Origin of the sequence: Rhodococcus sp. R1101 (genome assembly GCF_000278445.1) — a bacterium.
GTDB classification, from domain to species: domain Bacteria; phylum Actinomycetota; class Actinomycetes; order Mycobacteriales; family Mycobacteriaceae; genus Rhodococcus; species Rhodococcus gordoniae.
Genome location: NZ_AJVB01000036.1, coordinates 1 through 18,852, shown reverse-complemented (window position 1 = coordinate 18,852; position 18,852 = coordinate 1). Strand labels below are relative to the sequence as shown.

Annotated in this window: 22 protein-coding genes and 1 pseudogene; 10 read left to right on the top strand and 13 right to left on the bottom strand. The window is 66.8% G+C overall.

What is annotated here, in order from left to right; translation table 11 throughout:
* Positions 1 to 129 precede the first annotated feature (129 nt).
* Positions 130 to 1,227, top strand: coding sequence for a 3-deoxy-7-phosphoheptulonate synthase (locus R1101_RS0105095; RefSeq protein WP_016932400.1), 1,098 nt, complete (start codon positions 130 to 132; stop codon positions 1,225 to 1,227).
* Between the two features lie 88 nt (positions 1,228 to 1,315).
* Positions 1,316 to 2,200 (top strand): glycosyltransferase family 2 protein, encoded by an 885-nt coding sequence (locus tag R1101_RS0105090; RefSeq protein ID WP_026002900.1) that lies wholly within the window; start codon positions 1,316 to 1,318, stop codon positions 2,198 to 2,200.
* A gap of 108 nt (positions 2,201 to 2,308) precedes the next feature.
* On the opposite strand, the gene thpD is transcribed toward R1101_RS0105090, so the two are convergent.
* The 3 genes from thpD to R1101_RS0105075 all read right to left on the bottom strand — a co-directional run bounded on the left by thpD (position 2,309) and on the right by R1101_RS0105075 (position 5,591).
* Positions 2,309 to 3,199 (bottom strand): ectoine hydroxylase, encoded by an 891-nt coding sequence (gene thpD, locus R1101_RS0105085; RefSeq protein WP_016932398.1) that lies wholly within the window; start codon positions 3,197 to 3,199, stop codon positions 2,309 to 2,311.
* A gap of 193 nt (positions 3,200 to 3,392) precedes the next feature.
* On the bottom strand, positions 3,393 to 4,397 hold the full coding sequence (locus tag R1101_RS0105080) for an AraC family transcriptional regulator (protein WP_016932397.1): 1,005 nt from the start codon (positions 4,395 to 4,397) through the stop codon (positions 3,393 to 3,395).
* On the bottom strand, positions 4,398 to 5,591 hold the full coding sequence (locus R1101_RS0105075) for a pyridoxal phosphate-dependent aminotransferase (RefSeq protein ID WP_026002899.1): 1,194 nt from the start codon (positions 5,589 to 5,591) through the stop codon (positions 4,398 to 4,400).
* A 114-nt stretch (positions 5,592 to 5,705) separates the two neighbouring features.
* Here R1101_RS0105075 and R1101_RS0105070 point away from each other — a divergent pair, with 114 nt between their 5' ends.
* Positions 5,706 to 6,302 carry a carboxymuconolactone decarboxylase family protein gene (locus R1101_RS0105070; protein WP_016932395.1) on the top strand — a complete coding sequence of 199 codons (597 nt, stop codon included), beginning with the start codon at positions 5,706 to 5,708 and terminating at the stop codon, positions 6,300 to 6,302.
* Between the two features lie 18 nt (positions 6,303 to 6,320).
* Here R1101_RS0105070 and R1101_RS25895 read toward each other — a convergent pair.
* A pseudogene (locus R1101_RS25895) lies at positions 6,321 to 7,051 on the bottom strand (sigma-70 family RNA polymerase sigma factor); the annotation flags it as partial.
* Between the two features lie 104 nt (positions 7,052 to 7,155).
* On the opposite strand from R1101_RS25895, the gene R1101_RS0105060 reads away from it, so the two are divergent.
* Both R1101_RS0105060 and R1101_RS0105055 read left to right on the top strand, forming a co-directional pair.
* Positions 7,156 to 7,794, top strand: a complete 639-nt coding sequence (locus tag R1101_RS0105060; RefSeq protein ID WP_016932394.1) for a GyrI-like domain-containing protein — start codon at positions 7,156 to 7,158, stop codon at positions 7,792 to 7,794.
* 2 nt (positions 7,795 to 7,796) lie between these two features.
* A complete protein-coding gene (locus R1101_RS0105055) occupies positions 7,797 to 8,288 on the top strand; it encodes an NUDIX domain-containing protein (protein ID WP_026002898.1) in 492 nt (163 codons plus the stop codon).
* A gap of 235 nt (positions 8,289 to 8,523) precedes the next feature.
* On the opposite strand, the gene R1101_RS0105050 is transcribed toward R1101_RS0105055, so the two are convergent.
* From R1101_RS0105050 to R1101_RS0105035, 4 genes are all read right to left on the bottom strand, one after another.
* A complete protein-coding gene (locus R1101_RS0105050; RefSeq protein ID WP_016932392.1) occupies positions 8,524 to 8,895 on the bottom strand; it encodes a DUF302 domain-containing protein in 372 nt (123 codons plus the stop codon).
* 32 nt (positions 8,896 to 8,927) lie between these two features.
* The gene (locus R1101_RS0105045; protein WP_006551708.1) at positions 8,928 to 9,197 is read right to left on the bottom strand and encodes a metal-sensitive transcriptional regulator; all 270 of its coding nucleotides are present in this window, start codon (positions 9,195 to 9,197) and stop codon (positions 8,928 to 8,930) included.
* A gap of 117 nt (positions 9,198 to 9,314) precedes the next feature.
* A complete protein-coding gene (locus R1101_RS0105040) occupies positions 9,315 to 10,139 on the bottom strand; it encodes a cytochrome c biogenesis CcdA family protein (protein ID WP_016932391.1) in 825 nt (274 codons plus the stop codon).
* Positions 10,136 to 10,846, bottom strand: coding sequence for a DsbA family protein (locus tag R1101_RS0105035; protein ID WP_016932390.1), 711 nt, complete (start codon positions 10,844 to 10,846; stop codon positions 10,136 to 10,138). The genes R1101_RS0105040 and R1101_RS0105035 overlap by 4 nt, the downstream gene beginning before the upstream one ends.
* Positions 10,847 to 10,969: 123 nt before the next feature.
* On the opposite strand from R1101_RS0105035, the gene R1101_RS0105030 reads away from it, so the two are divergent.
* Positions 10,970 to 11,461 (top strand): hypothetical protein, encoded by a 492-nt coding sequence (locus R1101_RS0105030; RefSeq protein ID WP_232284677.1) that lies wholly within the window; start codon positions 10,970 to 10,972, stop codon positions 11,459 to 11,461.
* Positions 11,462 to 11,858: 397 nt separating this feature from the next.
* Here R1101_RS0105030 and R1101_RS30835 read toward each other — a convergent pair whose 3' ends face one another.
* From R1101_RS30835 to R1101_RS0105005, 5 genes are all read right to left on the bottom strand, one after another.
* Entirely contained in the window at positions 11,859 to 12,407 is a 549-nt protein-coding gene (locus tag R1101_RS30835) for a hypothetical protein (protein WP_016932387.1), read from the bottom strand.
* The gene (locus R1101_RS0105020) at positions 12,404 to 12,781 is read right to left on the bottom strand and encodes a BlaI/MecI/CopY family transcriptional regulator (RefSeq protein WP_016932386.1); all 378 of its coding nucleotides are present in this window, start codon (positions 12,779 to 12,781) and stop codon (positions 12,404 to 12,406) included. Before R1101_RS0105020 ends, R1101_RS30835 begins: the two co-directional genes overlap by 4 nt.
* A 127-nt stretch (positions 12,782 to 12,908) precedes the next feature.
* Positions 12,909 to 13,223, bottom strand: a complete 315-nt coding sequence (locus R1101_RS0105015; protein ID WP_016932385.1) for a rhodanese-like domain-containing protein — start codon at positions 13,221 to 13,223, stop codon at positions 12,909 to 12,911.
* A 57-nt stretch (positions 13,224 to 13,280) separates the two neighbouring features.
* Positions 13,281 to 14,159, bottom strand: coding sequence for a sulfite exporter TauE/SafE family protein (locus R1101_RS0105010; RefSeq protein WP_016932384.1), 879 nt, complete (start codon positions 14,157 to 14,159; stop codon positions 13,281 to 13,283).
* The gene (locus R1101_RS0105005) at positions 14,147 to 14,761 is read right to left on the bottom strand and encodes a rhodanese-like domain-containing protein (protein WP_016932383.1); all 615 of its coding nucleotides are present in this window, start codon (positions 14,759 to 14,761) and stop codon (positions 14,147 to 14,149) included. Before R1101_RS0105005 ends, R1101_RS0105010 begins: the two co-directional genes overlap by 13 nt.
* Positions 14,762 to 14,996: 235 nt before the next feature.
* Here R1101_RS0105005 and R1101_RS0105000 point away from each other — a divergent pair, with 235 nt between their 5' ends.
* From R1101_RS0105000 to R1101_RS0104985, 4 genes are all read left to right on the top strand, one after another.
* Entirely contained in the window at positions 14,997 to 16,376 is a 1,380-nt protein-coding gene (locus R1101_RS0105000) for an MBL fold metallo-hydrolase (RefSeq protein ID WP_016932382.1), read from the top strand.
* Between the two features lie 31 nt (positions 16,377 to 16,407).
* Positions 16,408 to 16,782 (top strand): thioredoxin, encoded by a 375-nt coding sequence (gene trxA, locus R1101_RS0104995; protein WP_016932381.1) that lies wholly within the window; start codon positions 16,408 to 16,410, stop codon positions 16,780 to 16,782.
* Positions 16,783 to 17,413: 631 nt separating this feature from the next.
* The gene (locus R1101_RS0104990) at positions 17,414 to 18,499 is read left to right on the top strand and encodes an ABC transporter substrate-binding protein (protein ID WP_016932380.1); all 1,086 of its coding nucleotides are present in this window, start codon (positions 17,414 to 17,416) and stop codon (positions 18,497 to 18,499) included.
* Positions 18,496 to 18,852 (top strand): ATP-binding cassette domain-containing protein (locus R1101_RS0104985; RefSeq protein ID WP_016932379.1); only part of this gene is annotated, 357 nt, incomplete at its 3' end. The genes R1101_RS0104990 and R1101_RS0104985, both read left to right, overlap by 4 nt.

The window sequence follows — 18,852 nt, the reverse complement described above, 5'->3', positions numbered from 1 at the left end:
GGCCCGGGGTGGGTCGGTCGGCGTGACCACGCGCTGACTTCTCCACCTACGAGCCGGATCCAGACCGGCTCGTCGGAATCGCAGGTTCTCTCGGGTCGGAATCCGAACCACCGAGAACAGGAACCATCGATGAGCCCCACCACCGGAACCGCGACCACCGGAATCTCCACGTCGAATCTCGACGAACAGCGCACCGTCAAGGTCAGCCCTCTCGTCGCGCCATCCGAGATCCGTGCCGAGTACGCACCTGACGCCGTCGTTGCAGCAACCGTCCGCTCGGGCCGCGCAGGCACCGTCGACATCCTGAACGGCACCGACGACCGTCTCGTCGTCGTGGTCGGTCCGTGCTCCGTGCACGACCCCGCCGCCGCGATGGACTACGCGCGCCGTCTGGCCGCCAAGGCCGAGGAGCTGCGCGACGACCTGCACGTCGTGATGCGGGTGTACTTCGAGAAGCCGCGCACCACCCTCGGATGGAAGGGCCTGCTCAACGACCCGCACCTCGACGGCACCTTCGACATCAACACCGGCCTGCGCATCGGCCGCAAGCTGCTGCTCGACGTCTCCGGCCTCGGGTTGCCCGTCGGATGCGAGTTCCTCGACCCGATCCTCCCGCAGTACTACGCCGACCTGGTCACCTACGGAGCCATCGGCGCGCGCACCGCCGCGAGCCAGGTCCACCGCCAGCTGTGCAGTGCGCTGTCCATGCCCGTCGGTATCAAGAACTCCACCGAAGGCGACGTGCAGGTCGCGGTCGACGGCACCCGGGCCGCAGCGGCGACCCACGTCTTCCCCGGCACCGACCTCGATGGCCAGGCCGCGCTGATCGAGACCGTCGGCAACCCCGACTGCCACGTCATCCTGCGCGGCGGCAGCGCGGGCCCGAACTACGACGCCGAGACCGTCGCCGACACGATGGCCCGGCTGCGCAAGGCGGGATTGCCCGAGCGTGTCGTCATCGACGCCAGCCACGGCAACAGCCGGAAGGACCACAACAAGCAGGTCGACGTCGTCACCGATGTCGCGGAGCGGATCGAGGCCGGCGAGAAGGGCATCGTCGGCCTGATGCTCGAGAGCTTCATCGAGTCGGGTCGCCAGGACCTGACTCTCGGGGAGGCCGACAAGCTCGACTACGGCAGGTCGATCACCGATGCGTGCATCGACTGGGACACCACCGCGGTGCAACTCGACCGTCTCGCGCAGGCGGTGCGTACCCGTCGCGGCTGAATCTTCTCCGTCCGCGGCCGGAAGGACCGGCGGAGTCGTCTGCGATGACGACTCCGCCGGTCCCCACCCCGTCGGGTACCGTCGCCCCATGGCTACGAACAGGTTGTCGATCGTCGTGCCGGCCCACAACGAGGAACGCTACATCGGACAGTGTCTGGCGGCACTGCTCGCGCAGCGGTCGGAGATTCACGAAATTCTGGTGGTGGACAACAACTCCACCGACCGCACCGCGCAGATCGTCGATGCCGTCGCCGCCGGCGACCCGCTCGTCCGCCGGATCGTCGAGGAGCGGCCGGGTGTCGCATTCGCGCGCAATGCCGGATTCGATGCGGCGACAGGGGATCTCATCGGACGAATCGACGCGGACACGCGGGTTCGCCCGGAGTGGGCCCGTACCGTTCGTACCTTCTTCGCGCGCGAAGACACTGCGGCAGTGGGAGCGATCAGCGGGTTGAACAACTCGTACGATTCTCCCTACCGGGCGCTCAAGAAGTGGTACGTCGGCAAGCGGGTGGCCCAGGGAACGTTCGGTGGGGAACGGCGGATCGACAATCTGCACGGCGCGAACATGGCGCTGCGACGATCCGCATGGGAGCAGGTCCGGGACGTCGTCAGTACGGACCCGAGGATCCACGAGGATCTGGATCTCGCGCTGTGCCTGCGCAAGGCGGACATCGAGATCGCCCAGCTGACCGACCTGTACGTCGATCTGTCGCCGCGCCGGGCCTACACACCGCCGCGTGAGTACGCGGCCTACATCCGATCGGGAATCGACACCTTCGAACTGCACGGCCGCCTGACGCCGGAGATTCTCCAGCTCATCCGTCTGCAGTCACGTCTCCACGTCCTCGTGTATGCGGCATACCGGCCCTACGATCCCGACCTGGGCAGATTCACCCTCCGACGAGCGATCTTCGGCTCCGGTGGACGCGCCATGCCGATCGACGTGAAAAGGCGCGAGGCCTCCATGTGATCAGGCCCCCGTGTGACGAGACCTCCGTACGCCGGTTGCGGCCGGGACATTGCAGGACGACCCGGCCCAACCGGCGGCGGCCTCACCCCGGTGGTGTGTTCACCCGGGTTACCGCAGAGGCGTGAAGTCGCGGCTGCCGAGATAGGACGGCCGCGGTTTCGATGCGGCGAACGGTTCGACGAGCGTGTTCTCGACGCTGTTGAACACGACGAACAGATTCGAGCGCGGGAACGGTGTGATGTTTCCGTTGGAACCGTGCATACAGTTCGAATCGAAGACGGTCGCCGACCCGGCCGGGCCTGTGAAGGTCGCGATACCGTGCTCGGCCGCCAGGCGGGTGAGGGTGTCCTCGTCGGGCGAACCCGTCTGCGGAACGTGGGTGACCAGCGACTCCCGATAGTAGTCGTCGGGCGTCTCACCAGCACAGGAGACGTACGTCCTGTGCGAACCCGGCATGATCATCAGACCGCCGTTGTAGCCGTAATTCTCGGTGAGGGCTATCGAGATACTCAGAGCGCGCGGCTTGGGCATGCCGTCCTCTGCGTGCCACGTCTCGAAGTCCGAATGCCAGTAGAAGGGTCCGCCGCGGAAGCCGGGCTTGACGTTGAGCCGCGACTGGTGGACGTACACGTCGGATCCCAGCAGTTGCCGTGCGATTCCGGCGATCTCGGGCCTGCGGACGATGGAGTCCACGAGATCGCTGAGCCGATGCACGTCGAAGACCGAGCGGACGTCGCCGCTGCCCTGTTCGCGGACCACGCGGTCGTCGTCACCGAGCTCGCGGCCGAGGCGCGAAGTCTCCTCCAGAAGGTTCCCGACGTCGTGCGCGGCGAGAAGTCCTTCGGCGGTGTGGAATCCGCGGCGGTCGTACTCGACCACTGCCTCCGCGTCGAGCGGCCCGTCGGCTGCCGAACCCCAGACGACGGGATCCTTCCTCTCGACGGACTCACAGGCGGTGCGACCGCGGGTCGGATAGTCGTCGCGAACGATCGTGCGCATAGCTCGTAGATCACCCTCTCGACAGTCGATGACGGTTCCCTTCCGACGTTCCCACTGAAAATGCGCGAATGCAAGCCCGGCACCGGCCTGGGCCACTCTCCGATCCACGACCGAAAACTGCTGGTCCGATCGAGTTTCGATCCGCGACTGTGCGGGTACCCGGTTGCACTGCCTCGGTCGGCGTCCGCAACCGTCAGCGGTGTTCGCGGTATGAGCGAGGAGTATTCCCGGTCCATCTCTTGAATGCCCGCCGGAAGGCGCTCGGCTCGGAGAAACCGAGCCGGGAAGACAGGTCGTCGACCGCTTCGCCGCGTCTCAGCCCGGCGATCGCGAGGTCGCGGAGAACCTCCTCGCGCAACTGCCCCAGCGACGTGCCCTCCTGACGGAGCAGACGTCGCAGGTGGGGAGCGCTCACCGCGAGCCTGCCGGCGATGTCCTCGGCGGTCGCCGTCCGTCCCTCGATGCCCGACTCGAAGATCCGCCGCACCTGGGTCGAGACCGTCGATTCGTAATCACGTTCGGACAGAATGAGGTTCGGAGAATCCCGCAGATACTCCTCGAGTGATTCCTCCGTCTGCACGAGTGGGGATTTCAGTGCGGCGTTGTCGATCTGGAGCGCGGCGCGTCCGGCGCCGAAGGTCACCGGCACGCCGAAGATCGCGTCGTAACTGCGGGCCAGGACAGGATCGGGTTCGGTGTACGGCAGGAACACCGATTCGAGGGGGACGCGGCCTCCCACCAGCCACGCCGCGAAACGGTGCAGCAGCATGAGCAGGAAGTCGACCACCACACGGGTCTTGTCGTCCACGACCTCCGGCAGTTCCACCTCCAGGAAGGTGGTGGACCCGCCCGGGGTGAGGCTCAGTTGCGGCAGGGAACGGAGGACGTGGTTGACCTCGATCATCCGCCGCAGGGCGCGGTCGAGATCGGGCCGGTGGATGAGGGTCAGACACATCACCCGGAAAGTGCCGCGAGGCACGGGTGCCGCTGCGATGCCGAAGAGTTCGTCGTCGGTGATCTGCCAGACCAGCTGGGTGAAGCGGCTGACCTGCGCCGGCGTCAGGCGCGCATGGGGATGGGTGAGCACCGCACGGCTGATGCGCGCCGCGTCGAGAGCGGGCTGCAGATCGATGCCCTCCTCGGCTCCCACCCGTACCGCTCGCGAGACGAAGTCGGACGGAATGGTCGGACGCAACATCTAGCGCGCCTCCTGCAATCCGTTCAGACGTGCCACCGCTTCGGTGAGCACCTCGTCCCGCTTGCAGAACGCGAAGCGCACCAGGTGATTCCACGAGGCGGTATCGTCCACGAAGACACTCACCGGCACAGCGGCCACCCCGATCCGCCCGGGAAGTTCCCGGCAGAAGGCGACCGCATCCGACCTGCCGACAGGTGTCAGATCGGCGCACACGAAATACGTTCCGGCGGAGTCGAACACCTTCACCCCGGCATCGGAGAGCGCACGCGACAGGAAGGTTCGTTTGCGCTCCAGATCGTCGCGCATCGACGTGATCCACTCCTGCTCGTGCGTCAGCGCGTGCGCCACCGCGGGTTGGAAGGGCGCCCCTCCGACGAACGTCATGAACTGCTTCGCGGCACGTACCCCGTCGATCAGTTCGCGCGGGCCGATCGCCCAACCGATCTTCCAGCCCGTGACATTGAACGTCTTGGCGGCACTCGAGACCGTGACCGTTCGTCCGGCCATGCCCGGCAGCGACGCGAGAGGAATGTGCGCGCGACCGTCGAAGACGAGATGTTCGTACACCTCGTCGGACAGCACCAGCAGGTCGCGTTCGCAGGCCAACTCGGCGAGAGCGGTCAGCGCCTCACGGTCGTAGACGGTGCCGGTGGGATTGTGCGGGCTGTTGACGACCAGCATCCGGGTCCGGTCGGTGACGGCGTCGCGTAGGGCGTCGACGTCGAGCACGAACCCGTTCCCGGAACGGGTCAGCGGCACGGTGCGCCGCGTCGCCCCGGCGAGAGCCACCGCGGCGGCATACGAGTCGTAGTACGGCTCTGTGAGCAGCACCTCCTCGCCGGGCTCGACGAGTCCGAGGATGGCGGCGCTGATCGCTTCGGTGGCGCCGACGGTGACGAGCACCTCGGAGTCGGGGTCGTGGTGCAGGCCGTACCGCGCGGCGCGGTCGGCGGCGACGGCCTCGCGCAGCACGGGCATGCCGGACCCCGGCGGGTACTGGTTGACGCCTTCGGCGATAGCGCGACGGGCGATCTCGAGCATGGCGGGCGGACCGTCGACGTCGGGAAAGCCCTGCCCGAGGTTGATCGCGCCGTGCCGGACGGCGAGTTCGGTCATCTCGGCGAAGATCGTCGAGGCGAACGGTCGTAACCGGGAGACCGTACGAACCCGTCCCGAAGTCGTCGAATCAACCATTCCTGCAGCGTAGCGCCCGAGGTGTCACATCCGTGCGGCCTGCCTCGTCTCCATGGTGTAGACCACCTCGGATCCGACGGAAGGCTCCGTCGGCCGTATCGGAAGGACATTGTCATGGCACGACTCGAAGCCGTCGCTCCCGACCGCGCGGGCCCGACGACCCGTGCGATGTATGCGTTCGCCCGCCGCAGGTTCGGTTCGGTACCCGAACCCTTCGCGGTGACGGCGCACCATCCGAGGCTGATGCGTACGAGCGGAGTCCACGAGATGCTCGCCCAACGCGCCTCCACCGTCCTGCCCACCGCGGTCCGGGAGATCGCGGTCTATCGCGTGGCGTGGACCGTCGGATGCTCGTGGTGCATCGATTTCGGCACGATGCTGCAGCGACTGGACGGACTCGACACCGAACGACTCGCCCACATCGCCGAGTACGAGACCTCCGATCTCTACAGCGACGACGAGAAGGCTGCGATCGCCTACGCCGACGCGATGACCGGCGACGTGGCGAAGGAGGTCACCGACGAACAGGTCGCCGACCTCGAGCGTCGTTTCGGGCCGGCGGGCGTCGTCGAACTCACCTATCAGATCGCGCTCGAGAACATGCGTGCGCGCATGAACTCGGCTCTGGGCATCCACGATCAGGGTTTCAGCACGGACGCCTGCCGCGTGCCGTGGGCCGAACCGCGCACCGGTGAGACCGGGAGCGCTTGACGACCGATCGAAGATGCTGTCGTCCAGGAGGATTCCGCGCTCGAGCTTCTCGGGATCCGCCATGTCGTAGGCAGCCCGGATCCGTCCGTCCCGCACGGTCCGCGCCGTCACGCGTGGGAAAGCCCGGCCGACCGTCCTCGGCCGGGCGACCGCGGTTCAACAGACCCGACTCGCCGTTCACGAGGACCTGTTCGAACGCCGTCGACGCCTCGGTGCCGTAGAGCCGCAGCAGTCCGAGGATGAAACGCGCCACCCTTCTCGGCTCCGACCACGACGTTCAGCGCCGTGCGGGTCGTGCCGCCGGCGTCCCCGATCATGCGGGCGATGTCGTCGAACGGGATGTCGAACGCGTCGTGGAGCACGAACGCGACGCGCTGCGCCGGTGTCAGGCTGTCGAGGACGACGAGCGCGGCCAGGCGGTTGTCCTCGTCGCGCACGATCTCGTCGAGCGGGTCCGGGGGAGCAGGGGAGCCGAGGGGCGCCACGATGGGTTCGGGCAGCCACTGGCCCACGTAGGTTTCGCGGCGCACCGCGGCCGAGCGCAGTCTGTCGAGGCACAACCGGCCTACGACCGTCGTCAGCCAGGCACGCAGGTCGCGCACCTCGGAGACATCCGCGCCCGCGAGTCGCAGCCACGCGTCCTGCACGGCGTCCTCGGCGTCGGCGATGCTGCCGGTGAGGCGGTACGCCACCGACAGCAGGTGGGTGCGGTTCTCCTCGAATGTCTTCTGGGTGCTCTCGTCGAGCATGGGGACGATGTTAGACGCGATCGGCTGCAGGGCGAGGGCAACGGCGGATCGCGCGTACGGAGGTCGCCGGACGCCTATTCTCGTCCTCGAACGGAAGGGGTACGGTGGACAAATACGACATCAAGAGTGAGCACCGCGAGCTGTACTCGTGCTCGACCGAGGATTTCACCGAGGTGCACGTCCCCGAGTTCGGTTATCTCGCTGTCGACGGCAAGGGCGATCCGAACAGTTCCGAGGAGTACGCCGACGCCGTCGAAGCTCTCTATTCGGTGGCGTACACCCTGAAGTTCACCTCCCAGAAGGAACGGGGCCGGGATTTCGTCGTCGGACCTCTCGAAGGTCTGTGGTGGAGCGAGGACATGACCACCTTCCACACCCGGGGCAAGGATTCCTGGTCGTGGCGGATGATGATCGCGCAGCCACCCTGGATCACCGGCGACACGGTGACCGAGGCGATCGTGTCCGCGGGTGAGAAGGCCCGCGCGAAGCAGAAGTCGCTTCCCTCGTTGCCGCGGGTGCGGCCGTTCCGGATGACGGAGGGCCGAGCGCTGCAGATCCTGCACATCGGACCGTACGACGACGAAGGACCTGTACTGCGGCGCCTGCACACCCAGGTGATGCCGGAGCGAGGCCTGACGTTCGCGGGTGAACACCACGAGATCTACCTGTCCGACCCTCGCCGTACCGCACCTGCGAAGTTGAGAACCGTTCTGCGTCAACCTGTCACAGGGATACAGGAGTAATGATGGCCGTCACCAGTGCGGGTCTGCTGTTCTATCGCATCGACGACACCGGACTGCTCGGCGTGTGGCTCGTCCACCCCGGCGGTCCGTACTGGAAGGGGAAGGACGAAGCCGCCTGGTCGGTACCGAAGGGAGAGTACGGGCCCGAGGAGGATCCTCGCGAGGTCGCCCTGCGCGAGTTCACCGAGGAATGCGGGATCGAGCCCCCGGATGTGCCGTTGTCGTTGCTGGGTCGCTACCGGCAGTCGTCCGGCAAGATCGTCAGCATCTACGCGGGGGAGACGGCGGAGGAGCTGAAGTTCGTCGAGAGCAATACGTGCGAGGTCGAATGGCCCCCGCGATCCGGCAAGCGGATCACCATCCCGGAGGTGGACGAGGCGCGCTGGGTCGTCGCGGCGGACGCCGAGACGAAGCTGCACAAGGGGCAACGGCCGGCGATCGACGCATTGCGTGCACGATTGGACGATGCCGGGCGGTACTACCGCGTCGACTGAACGTCCGGAAGCGCCATGGGAACGAGGAACTGCCGGGCGGAAGAACTCTCGGCCGTTGCCCGAAGGGCTTCCGAACGACCTGCGCGACTTCGTGGAGCACGCCCGGCAACTTCCGTTCTGGGCCGACCCTGCGAAACTCGAGACGGTCGGCGAAGGCCGGCACAGCTCTGTGCCGGCCTTCGTGGTGTCGCCTTCAGTTCCCCGGTACGTCCGCCTTCAGCGAATCGATTGCGGCCTACAGGGCGGTGGTGGCGTCGTCGGCGACCTCCGCGAGTCCCGGTTGATCGGCGACCTGCACCATCATCTGCGGGTTCATCGCGTCGACCACGACCGTTTCCGGGTTGTTCGGATCGGTGCGGACCACGACGTTGCAGGGGAGCAGGAGCCCGATCTGCCTGTCTACCGTCACTGCGCGGTGCGCCAGTGGCGGATTGCATGCCCCGAGGATCACGTAATCCTCCATGTCCTCGCCGAGCTTCGCCTTCAGGGTGGCCTTCATGTCGATCTCGGTGAGCACGCCGAATCCTTGCTCGGACAGCGCCTTACGGGTGCGTTCGACCGCGTCGGGGAACGAGGTGTGCAGGGTGGTCGAGAGTGCGAGTGTCATGGGTGTCCTGCTTTCTCTCGGACGGGGAGGGGTCAGGCCAGGGCGAGGAAGAGCTTCTCGAGTTCGACCTCGGTCATCGGTTCCTTGCCGTCCTCGGCATTGCCGTTCATGCATTCCTTCAGGCCGCTCGCCACGATCTTGAAACCGGCGCGGTCCAGCGCGCGCGACACGGCTGCAAGCTGAGTGACGACGTCCTTGCAGTCCCGGCCCTGTTCGATCATCGCGATCACTCCGCCGAGCTGCCCCTGCGCGCGGCGCAGCCGGTTGAGTACCAATGCGATGCTGTCTTCGTCGCCGACCATGGAGGCGTCCTTTCCTAGTTCTGCAGACCAGTGTACCCCCGGGGGTATCAAATCGGGGGTGTGAGTCGTGCGACCGAGGGCATCCGGCGAGCGACCCGAGGATCGCGGTGGCGCGTGTCAGCGTCTTTGCCGTTGCCGCACCACGCGGCGCATGACGACGAAGAACGCGACGAGCGTGACGATCAGGAGAATCGGGACGACGGGCACCTCCTGCGTCCACCGGCCGAGTGCTACTTGCAGATCGAACTGCTCGTCGACACCCATCGGACCGGTGAGATTCGCGGTGCCGTCCGTGACGAGAAACAGCACGCCGATGCCGATGAACAGCAGCCCCGAGATCAAAGACGTGGTATGGGTTCGCAGGGGGCCGAGGGTGATGGGACGTCCTCGTAGCCAGGTGCGCTTTCGCAGCTCGAATCGTTCCCACGCGAGGGCCAGTGCGAACAGCGGCAGCGCCATACCGAGGGCATAGACGGCCATCAGCACGGCCCCGTGCAGCGGGTGCCCCCCGGCGACCGCGATGGTCAGCACGCTCCCGAGCAGGGGTCCGGAGCAGAATCCTGCGAATCCGTACACGGCTCCGAGCGCGAACACCGACAGGGCGCCGGAGCCGGTCAGCGAGTTCGCGGCTTGCTGCGCCGACTTCGACGCGAAGCCTCCGCCGGCAACGGTCATGATGCCGAGACCGATGAGAATGGTGCCACTGACCAGGGTGACCAAGGCGCGGTGCTGGGTCAGGAGCGCACCGATCAATCCCAGTCCGGCTCCCAGGGGCGCGAGTACCGAGGTCAATCCCGCGTAGAAGAGTGCCGTGCGCGCCGCCAGGCGCCCCGCGCCGTCGAAGGCATACGCGAAGAACGAGGGCAGCAGCAGCGCCGAGCACGGACTGAGCAGGGAGAGTACGCCGCCGAGCAGAGCGCCGAGCAGGCCGATCTCGGTCACTCCGCCACCCCGGCCGCTGCCTCGATGACCTGCTCGAAGACTCCGAGCGGCTGTGCGCCCAGGATCGGGGTGCCGTTGATCACGAACGACGGCGTACTCGATACGCCGATGGTGTTCGCCTCGAGCATGTCGGCGTAGATGGCCTGGTCGACGGACGGGTCCGCGGCCTCCCGGCCGAATCGATCCAGGTCGGGCACTCCGGCCTCGGCTGCGAAGCTGCGCAGAGATTCCGGCGTGAGGTCGGGATGGCCGCGATCGGGGGAAGCTGCGTAGACGGTCGCGTTGAACTCCCAGAACTTCCCCTGTGCGGCGGCGGCGCGTCCGGCACGGGCAGCGGCCATCGATTGGTCGCCGAAGATCGGAAGATCGCGCCATTCCATGCGCAGAATGCCCTCGTCGACGTACTTGTCGATCAGAGCCGGCTCGACGTCGCGGCTGAACTTGGCGCAGAACGGGCAGCGGTAGTCGGAATACTCGACCAACACCACGGGAGCATCCACCGCGCCGATCGCCAACGGGTCACCGTCGATGCGCCGTGACATATCTCCGACCGGTCCCATCTGTGGAGTCGTCACAGGTTCGGCCGCATCTTCGGCGCCGGTGCGGCCGACGACGAGAAACGCGAGCAGAACCGCGACGACGACGCCGAGCGCGCCGAGCAGCCACAGGTCCCGCCGGGTGCGGACGGTGTGTTTCGTCGGGGTCATGCGTGCCTCCACGGTCGGTCGTGCCGGAGTGGATCGACCGCCCCGAACTACTAAGCAGGATAGTAGCTCGCGCTACTAAGCTGGTTAGTAGTTGTGCCACTCTCCGTCGACAAGGATCCCGATGTGACCACCCCTCCCGCAGCTCTCGAGACTCGCAATCCCGCAATCGCTCAGAAGAATTCGTATCGGACCAGAGCCCTGCTCCGAGCGGTGGCCGCGGGGGTGATCACTCTTCTGGTCGTCGGCGTACCGACGGACATCCTCGCGAATCCGTGGTTCGGCCGGGAGATCCCGGTGCGCTGGTGGGAATACCCGGTGCTCGGCGCGACCGTGGTGCTGACCGCGCTGTGGTTCGGTCTACAGAACTCCCACTCCGGCAGTCCGCGGACGGCGACACCCGCGGCCGGAGTGATGCTGACCGTGTTCGCCGTGGGCTGCCCGGTCTGCAACAAAGTGGTGCTCGTCACGATCGGCGCGTCCGGAGCACTCGGATGGTGGGCCCCGCTACAGCCGATCCTCGCCGTCCTCTCGCTGGCCCTGCTCGCCGGCGCCGTTCTCTACCGGTGGCGGCGGCGTCCCTGCGACGACTCCTGTGAATCGCCGATCACACGGTGAGGCAGGACGCGGTCACGATTCCGACGACGGAGACTCCCGTGAGGAATGCGGGAAGAGCGGACAAGGCCACTGCGAAAGGACGAGTGGCGAAAGAACGAGCGAGTACGCGGTGCGAACGGCCGGACCTGCGAACCGGACTCAACCACCGGAGCCTCGCGTCGAGATACCCGTCGGATACTTCTTCTCGTGCCGCCGGATCGAGCGTCGTTGCGCACCGGAGCAGAGCATCGCGGACCGCATCGTGTCCGCAGGACTGCGCGGCCCGGCGATCTGCTGCCAACTCGACGAGCACACGTATCCACGGCGCTCCCTGGCGGCACAGCGGCACGAACGGCAACGCCGTCCTCAGGGCCCCGCTGATCGCCACCAGCACATGGTGGCGACCGCGGATGTGTGCTTACTCGTGATCGAGTACCGCCCGACGCGTCGGTGGGTCCAGCGCTTTCAGTCCCTCGCCGGCCACGACAGTGCCGTTACGGCCGCCGATGCTGTATGCCGCGCAGGCGGTGTCCTGCAACCAGATGACTTCACCCCCGGCGTGCCTCCGGATCCTTCCGAGGATGCGGACCAGGTTGAGGTGGGCAACGGTTTCGCGGCGGTGCCTGCGGTACGAACGGGACACCACCACGGCGATCCGCACGAGAACCGCGCCCGCGACCACCCACAGCGCTGTCTCCAGATAGGGCAGCCACGGCAGCAATCCTTCGTCCCGCGCCGTACGCACACACGAGGCCGGTACCGGCAGATGATCGATCTGCAAACCGGGTCGCGTGGCTACCGCCAGGGGACCACCGGCCAGTGCCGCGACGAACAGGACCTCGGTCGATACCCACGCGGTGAGCGCACCGCGCGGATCGCGGCCCGGGGAGGCCAGATGCGAAAGCCATCGCGGCGCCGCGAAACCGAGGACGAGCGCTGCCACGAACAGTGCTGCTGCAACGATCACGAGGGCAGGTTCCCGCGGTTGCGGGCCGTGGTCCGCCGGGCGGCGCGGCGCAGGATCCGGGATTCGTCCTCCGTCGCAGAACTGGCGAAGTGCAGCATGACCTGTTCGGCGTCACCGGACGTCCGGAGCACGTGCCGCAGAAGTTCTGCCGCGGTTTCCTCGCGGCTACGGGTTGCGCGGTAGCTGTAACCACGGCCGATTCGGCTGCGGGTGACCATGCCCTTGGTGTGCAGGTTGTCCAGGACCGTCATCACGGTCGTGTAGGCCGGCGACCGGTCGGGCTCGAGGCGTGCCAGCACGTCGCGTACTCGAAGGGGTTCGTCGCTCTGCCACAGCACGTCCATGATCGCCGATTCCAGCTCGCCGAGGCCCATCACGTCCGTGTCACCGCTTTCGTTTCACCATCGTCCGGGCCCTGCCCGGCGAAGTTCCACTCTACGGCCTGCATGCCGTCATCGAAGGCGGCATGCAGGCCGCTGGTGAAGAAGTTCGGCGCGGCGCTCAGGGGGTGGGTCCGCGCCGCACTTCCCGACCCGCGGAGACCCACGCCCTCGTCCCGCCGGCGACGGACACTGCGGACCGTCCCGCGGATTCGAGGATCTCGGCTCCGCGCTTGCTCCGGTTTCCGGACGCACAGATCACGTAGACGGTCTCTCCCGGCGGTACCTCCCCCACGCGGGCGGACAGTTCGGGGAGGGGGATCGACCGGGCGCCGGGGACGTGGCCCCGGATGTACTCGTAGTCCTCGCGGACATCGAGCACCGGAGCTCCGGACTCCCACGCCGTGATCAGAGCGACAGTGTCGACTTCCTCCATGGCGAACTCCTCGGTTCGGGTCTGTCGAGAACGGGTGAGTGCTTCCGGGTCGTGCGTTCAGCCCGCCGCCACGGCGGTGCGAGAGCGTCCTCCGAGGCGTTGCAGCGGGCAGTGCTCGCTGCGGTTGCAGACATAGGTGGCGCCGGCGGCAACCACGGTGAGTGCCGCCGTGGCAATGCCGACGCCGGGGTGGATCTCCTGCGCGAGGATGACGGAGGACATGATCAGCACGAACCAGCCGAAGCTCTTGCGCAGGGTGTCCGGATCGACCAGCGAGGTCAGGCGGCCGCCGATGAGGCTGCCCACGACGGCGGCACCGGTGACCATCGCCGCGAGACGCCAGTCGATCTGCACGGTGGACAGATAGCCTCCGAGTCCGGCGAAGGACTTCATGGCGATCACGATCAGCGACGTGCCGACCGCGATCGGCATGGGCAGGCCGCCGAGCAATGCCAGGGCCGGCACGACGAGGAAGCCGCCGCCGGCACCGACGAGACCGGTGACCAGGCCGACCACGACACCGTCGAGCAGGATCTTGCCGACGGGCATCGCAGCGTCGCCCTCGCCGGCCGCAGCCTTGTTCTTGCGGCCGCGGAGCATGGCGATCGCTGTGGCGATCATCATCACGGCGAAGCCGAGCAGCAGTACGGTGCCCGGAATGAAGCGCGAGAGCAGACCACCGCCGTAGGCGCCGACCATGCCGGCCAGGCCGAACAGGATGCCGGTACGCCACTGCACGCGGCCGGCGCGAGCGTGGGAGATCGCGCCGACCGCACTGGTGACACCCACGACCAGCAGCGAGGTGGCGATCGCCTCCTTTGCATCCATCCCTGCGACGTAAGCGAGTAGGGGGACGGTGAGAATCGAGCCCCCGCCGCCGAGCAGTCCGAGGGTGACGCCGACCAGGACCGCCAGGGCTACGGTCAGCGCGACCATGCCAGTTTCCTTTCGGCCGGGCAGGACGGACCTCCGGTCAACTGGGTGACGACGTTCTGGAGATCCCACTGTGCCCCGCGGTTGTAGGGCAGCTTGGACAGCAGCATGCCCATCGCGCAGGTGTCCGACAGCGCGGCGAAGGTCAACCCGCCGCCGATGCCGGCAGCGAGCCACTTGAGTTTCGGCACGGCGATGCTTCCGAGAACCGAGCCCAGGACGAGCGAGCCGGCGACGAGCCGGACCTGGCGTTCGAGATCCCATCGATCGGCGCCGCGGTTGACGGGCAGGCCGGCCGATTCCCAGCCGAGCATGCCGCCCTCGAGGATGTGGAGGTTCGGCAACCCTGCTTCACGCAGGGCCTGTTCGGCCTGGCCGGCACGCTGCCCGGAGCGGCACACCAGTACGACGTTCTCGTCGAGATGGGCGCAGAACTCGTCGCGATGCTCACGCAGCAGGTCGAGGGGGACGTTGTAGGCGCCGGGAATGTGCACGGACTCGAACTCGCCGGGAGTCCGGACGTCGACGATCCGTACGGGCCCGCCCGAATCGATCGATTCGTGCAGGGAATTCGGATCGACGGTGGCGGTAGGGGACTCGGTCATGAGTGGCCTTTCGAGCATGAGGATCGGTAGGGGTTCGAGGAGGTGCCCCCGGGGGTATTGCAGGACCATCGTATACATACCCCTGGGGGTATGAGCAAGAAATGTGATCGTCCCGGCAGGGCCGGGCTCCGGAAGCGAACCGATACCCCGGGGGGTACTTGACATACCCTAGGGGGTATATGCCACGATGTCCATATCACCGGAACGCCATCCGGATCCAGCAACGGAGGAATCCATGATTCTCGAGCAGTACTACATCGAGTGCCTCTCCCATGCGTCCTACCTCATCGGTGACGAGAACACGGGCAGGGCGGTCGTGGTCGATCCCCGCCGCGACATCACCGAATATCTTTCCGACGCAGAGAAGTACGGCCTGACCATCGAGGGTGTGATCAACACCCACTTCCACGCGGACTTCGTCTCCGGTCATCTCGAGCTGGTCGACGCCACGGGTGCGTGGATCGGATTCGGTGAAGCGGCGGAGACCGACTACCCGATCCGCCGTCTGCGTGACGGCGAGAAGTTGTCGCTGGGGGAGGTCGAACTCGAGATCCTGTCCACCCCGGGCCACACCTGGGAGTCGATCTCGGTGCTGGTGCGCGAGCATTCCGGCGCCGTCCCGGCCGCAGTGCTCACCGGGGACTCGCTGTTCATCGGCGACGTCGGGCGTCCCGATCTGGTCAACCTCGGCGACGGCTCGAGTGCCGATCTGGCTCGCGCAATGTACCGCACCGTGCACGAGAAGCTGCTGACATTGCCCGACGAAGTCGTCGTCATGCCTGCTCACGGTGCCGGCTCGTCCTGCGGGAAGAACCTGTCGACCGAACTCACCTCGACCATCGGCGAACAGCGCGCCACCAACCCGTCCGTGCAGCCGATGAGCGAGGACGACTTCGTCGCCCTGGTCACCGAAGGTCAGCCGGCCGCACCGTCGTACTTCTCGGTCGACGCCGCGATGAACAAGCGGATGCACCCGCTTCTGGCGCAGGACCACACGATTCCCGAGCTGAGCCCCCAGCGGATGAAGGCGGAACTCGCCGCCGGCACGCGTGTCCTCGATGCGCGCAGCGTCGACGACTTCGCCGCCGGGCATCTGCGCGGTTCGATCAACGTCGGATTCGACGGGCGTTTCGCCGAGACCGGCGGCATGGTCGCCGAGGTGGGCGAGAAGATCGTACTGATCACCTATCCCGGCGAGGAGCAGGACGCCGCGGTGCGTCTGGCCCGAATCGGATCGGACGGCGCTGCAGGATATCTGAACGTCGATCGGGACGGGGTGTTCCCGGCGGAACTGGCCGATCTGGTCGAGACCGCATCCAGGACATCGGTCGACGAACTCGACCGGTTGCTCGCCGCCGACGCGGTCACCCTCGTCGACATCCGCAATCCCGGTGAGCGCGAGTTCGGAACCATTCCGGGTGCGGTGCCGATCCCGCTGGCCCAGTTGCGTACCCGCTTGGACCAGGTCCCGTCCGGCAAGCCGATCGTCGTGCACTGTGCGGGGGGATGGCGTTCGAGCGTCGCGGCCTCACTGTTGCGGGCCCAGGGCTTCGAGAACGTCACGGATCTGCTCGGCGGCTACAACGCATGGGCCGAATCCCACGTCCCCGCCTGATCGTTCCGACCCCGAGAAGGAAGCAGAACTCATGACGACGAAGAACCTCACGATGGCGGACTTCGAATCCACCGTTCTCGGCAACGACATCGTGCTCGTCGACTTCTGGGCATCGTGGTGCGGCCCGTGCCGCGCCTTCGGGCCGGTCTTCGAGAAGTCGTCGCAGGCGCACCCCGAGATCGTGCATGCCAAGGTCGACACCGAAGCCGAACAGCAACTCGCCGCCACGGCGAACATCCGCTCGATTCCGACGATCATGGCCTTCCGGGAGGGTGTGCTCGTCTACTCGCAGCCCGGCGCGTTGCCGGCACAGGCTCTCGAGGACCTGATCACCCGGATCGAGGCCCTCGACATGGCCGAGATCCACAACCGGGTTGCCGAACAACGCGCAGCCTCGCGCTCCTGACCCCGTCGCCGGGTCCGTAGCGAACTCTCATCGAGGAGGACTCTCATGTGTTACCCCGTCGCCTGCCCGAACTGCGGAAAGACCGGATGGGGTGGATGCGGACAGCATGTCGACGCCGTCCTGCGTTCCGTCCCCGCCGCCGATCGCTGCACTTGCGGTCAGGACACCGTCCCGGCCCGCGCCGAGCGTCGAGGCATACGGTCGCTCTTCCGTCGCTGACCTCGGCCGCAACCAGGAAGACGGTGTACGAAACCCACCCACCGCGCCCGGTCGATCGGTAGGGGACGGAAGACGGACACGATCCGAGGCGGTGAAGCGCCCGCGCGGATCGTGTCCACCACGACGAAGGCCGGCACAGTCGATGTGCCGGCCTTCGTCGTGCGTGGACGAGGATTCACCCACTTCGGATCACTCTGCGCACAATCGTTGTGACCACCTCTGCCGGGCGGGGATGCTGTCACCGTCGCAGAACACCGAAGGGGGACGGACCGTGTCCGAGTGTCGGTTGTGTTGTCGCTGAGCGACAGTCATGCCATCGTCGCACCACCGGTGCGTAGTTCCTGTACCCGGAAGGGCCGGGTACCCATCACCGCGCCCGTACCCTCGGGCCGACACGAGGACTCGAATCCTGATGCCCGCATCCCCTCTGCGCAGAAGTAGTCTGCGCGTCGTCGCTGCCGCCGCAGCGTTTCTCACCCTCACCTCCGTCGCGACCGCGTGCTCGGGGTCGGGGGCAACCACCACCGCGGACGGAAGAACCGTCCTCCGTTACGAGGGTTCGGCCGGCCAGGTCGGATTCCCCGAACTCGCCGAAGCGCTCGGGTACTTCGAAGACGTCGAACTGGAGTGGATCGGAGACAACGGCAACGGCCCCCAGTCGCTCCAGAACACCGCCACGAACCAGGTCGACTTCGGTGGCGCGTTCAACGGCGCCGTGATCAAGGCGCAGGCCGGCAACTCCCCGCTGACCTCCGTGCTCGCCTACTACGGTTCCGACGAGCAGACCTTCACCGGCTACTTCGTCCTCGAGGACAATCCGATCCGCACCGCACGCGATCTGATCGGCAAGAAGGTCGGCATGAACACCCTCGGCGCCCACCACGAATTTCTCGTCCGGGAATGGCTCGCCCAGCAGGGCCTGACCGCGGAGGAGATCGCGCAGGTCGAACTGATCGTGGTGCCGCCCGTCAATACGGAACAGGCTCTGCGCGAAGGACAGATCGACGTCGGAACGCTCGGCAGCGTGTTCCGTGAGACCGCCGTCGAACGAGGCGGCATCCGCCCGTTGTTCACCGACGAATCCCTCTTCGGATCGTTCTCCTACGGAACCCTGGTGTTCCGCGACGACTTCATCGAGCGGAACCGCGGCGCCGTCGCGGATCTGGTGCAGGGCACGGCCCGTGCCATCCGCTGGACGCAGGTCACCCCGCGCGACGAGGTGATCGCGAAGTACAAGGAGATCATCGAGGGGCGCGGACGCAACGAGTCGACGAGCCTCGTCGAGTACTGGCGCAGCCCCGGCGTGGCCGGACCCGGCGGAGTGATCACCGACCAGGAGATTCGGACCTGGATCGATTGGCTCACGCGCAACGGCGAACTCGACGAAGGACAGATCGACCTCGACGACGTCTTCACGAACGAGTTCAATCCCTACGCCAACGGCACCTACGAACCCACCAGCGGCCCGAACGGTGAACCTCTCGAGGAGGCGAAGTGAGCGAGCCCAAACTCCGGATCGACCACGTCACCAAGCAGTTCCCGGTACGCGGCACGAGCGATACCTTCACCGCTCTCGACGACATCAGCATCGACCTCGCCGACGGCGAGTTCCTCGTGCTGGTCGGCCCGAGCGGTTGCGGAAAGTCCACCCTGCTCGACCTTCTCGGTGGTCTCGGTACGCCGACCTCTGGACAGATCCTGCTCGACGGCCGTCCCGTCACCGGCCCCGGTCTGGATCGCGGAATCGTCTTCCAGCAGTACGCACTGCTCCCGTGGCGCACGGCCCGCCACAACATCGAATTCGGTCTGGAGGCCAAGGGGCTGCCCAAACGGGAGCGGCGTGAGCTCGCC

Bases quoted from the DNA above. Each gene is read 5' to 3' on its own strand.
- R1101_RS0105095 (WP_016932400.1), top strand. From the start codon at position 130: ATGAGCCCCACCACCGGAACCGCGACCACCGGAATCTCCACGTCGAAT.
- R1101_RS0105090 (WP_026002900.1), top strand. From the start codon at position 1,316: ATGGCTACGAACAGGTTGTCGATCGTCGTGCCGGCCCACAACGAGGAA.
- thpD (WP_016932398.1), bottom strand. From the start codon at position 3,199: ATGCGCACGATCGTTCGCGACGACTATCCGACCCGCGGTCGCACCGCC.
- R1101_RS0105080 (WP_016932397.1), bottom strand. From the start codon at position 4,397: ATGTTGCGTCCGACCATTCCGTCCGACTTCGTCTCGCGAGCGGTACGG.
- R1101_RS0105075 (WP_026002899.1), bottom strand. From the start codon at position 5,591: ATGGTTGATTCGACGACTTCGGGACGGGTTCGTACGGTCTCCCGGTTA.
- R1101_RS0105070 (WP_016932395.1), top strand. From the start codon at position 5,706: ATGGCACGACTCGAAGCCGTCGCTCCCGACCGCGCGGGCCCGACGACC.
- R1101_RS0105055 (WP_026002898.1), top strand. From the start codon at position 7,797: ATGGCCGTCACCAGTGCGGGTCTGCTGTTCTATCGCATCGACGACACC.
- R1101_RS0105050 (WP_016932392.1), bottom strand. From the start codon at position 8,895: ATGACACTCGCACTCTCGACCACCCTGCACACCTCGTTCCCCGACGCG.
- R1101_RS0105045 (WP_006551708.1), bottom strand. From the start codon at position 9,197: ATGGTCGGCGACGAAGACAGCATCGCATTGGTACTCAACCGGCTGCGC.
- R1101_RS0105035 (WP_016932390.1), bottom strand. From the start codon at position 10,846: ATGACCCCGACGAAACACACCGTCCGCACCCGGCGGGACCTGTGGCTG.
- R1101_RS0105020 (WP_016932386.1), bottom strand. From the start codon at position 12,781: ATGGGCCTCGGCGAGCTGGAATCGGCGATCATGGACGTGCTGTGGCAG.
- R1101_RS0105015 (WP_016932385.1), bottom strand. From the start codon at position 13,223: ATGGAGGAAGTCGACACTGTCGCTCTGATCACGGCGTGGGAGTCCGGA.
- R1101_RS0105010 (WP_016932384.1), bottom strand. From the start codon at position 14,159: ATGGTCGCGCTGACCGTAGCCCTGGCGGTCCTGGTCGGCGTCACCCTC.
- R1101_RS0105005 (WP_016932383.1), bottom strand. From the start codon at position 14,761: ATGACCGAGTCCCCTACCGCCACCGTCGATCCGAATTCCCTGCACGAA.
- R1101_RS0105000 (WP_016932382.1), top strand. From the start codon at position 14,997: ATGATTCTCGAGCAGTACTACATCGAGTGCCTCTCCCATGCGTCCTAC.
- trxA (WP_016932381.1), top strand. From the start codon at position 16,408: ATGACGACGAAGAACCTCACGATGGCGGACTTCGAATCCACCGTTCTC.
- R1101_RS0104990 (WP_016932380.1), top strand. From the start codon at position 17,414: ATGCCCGCATCCCCTCTGCGCAGAAGTAGTCTGCGCGTCGTCGCTGCC.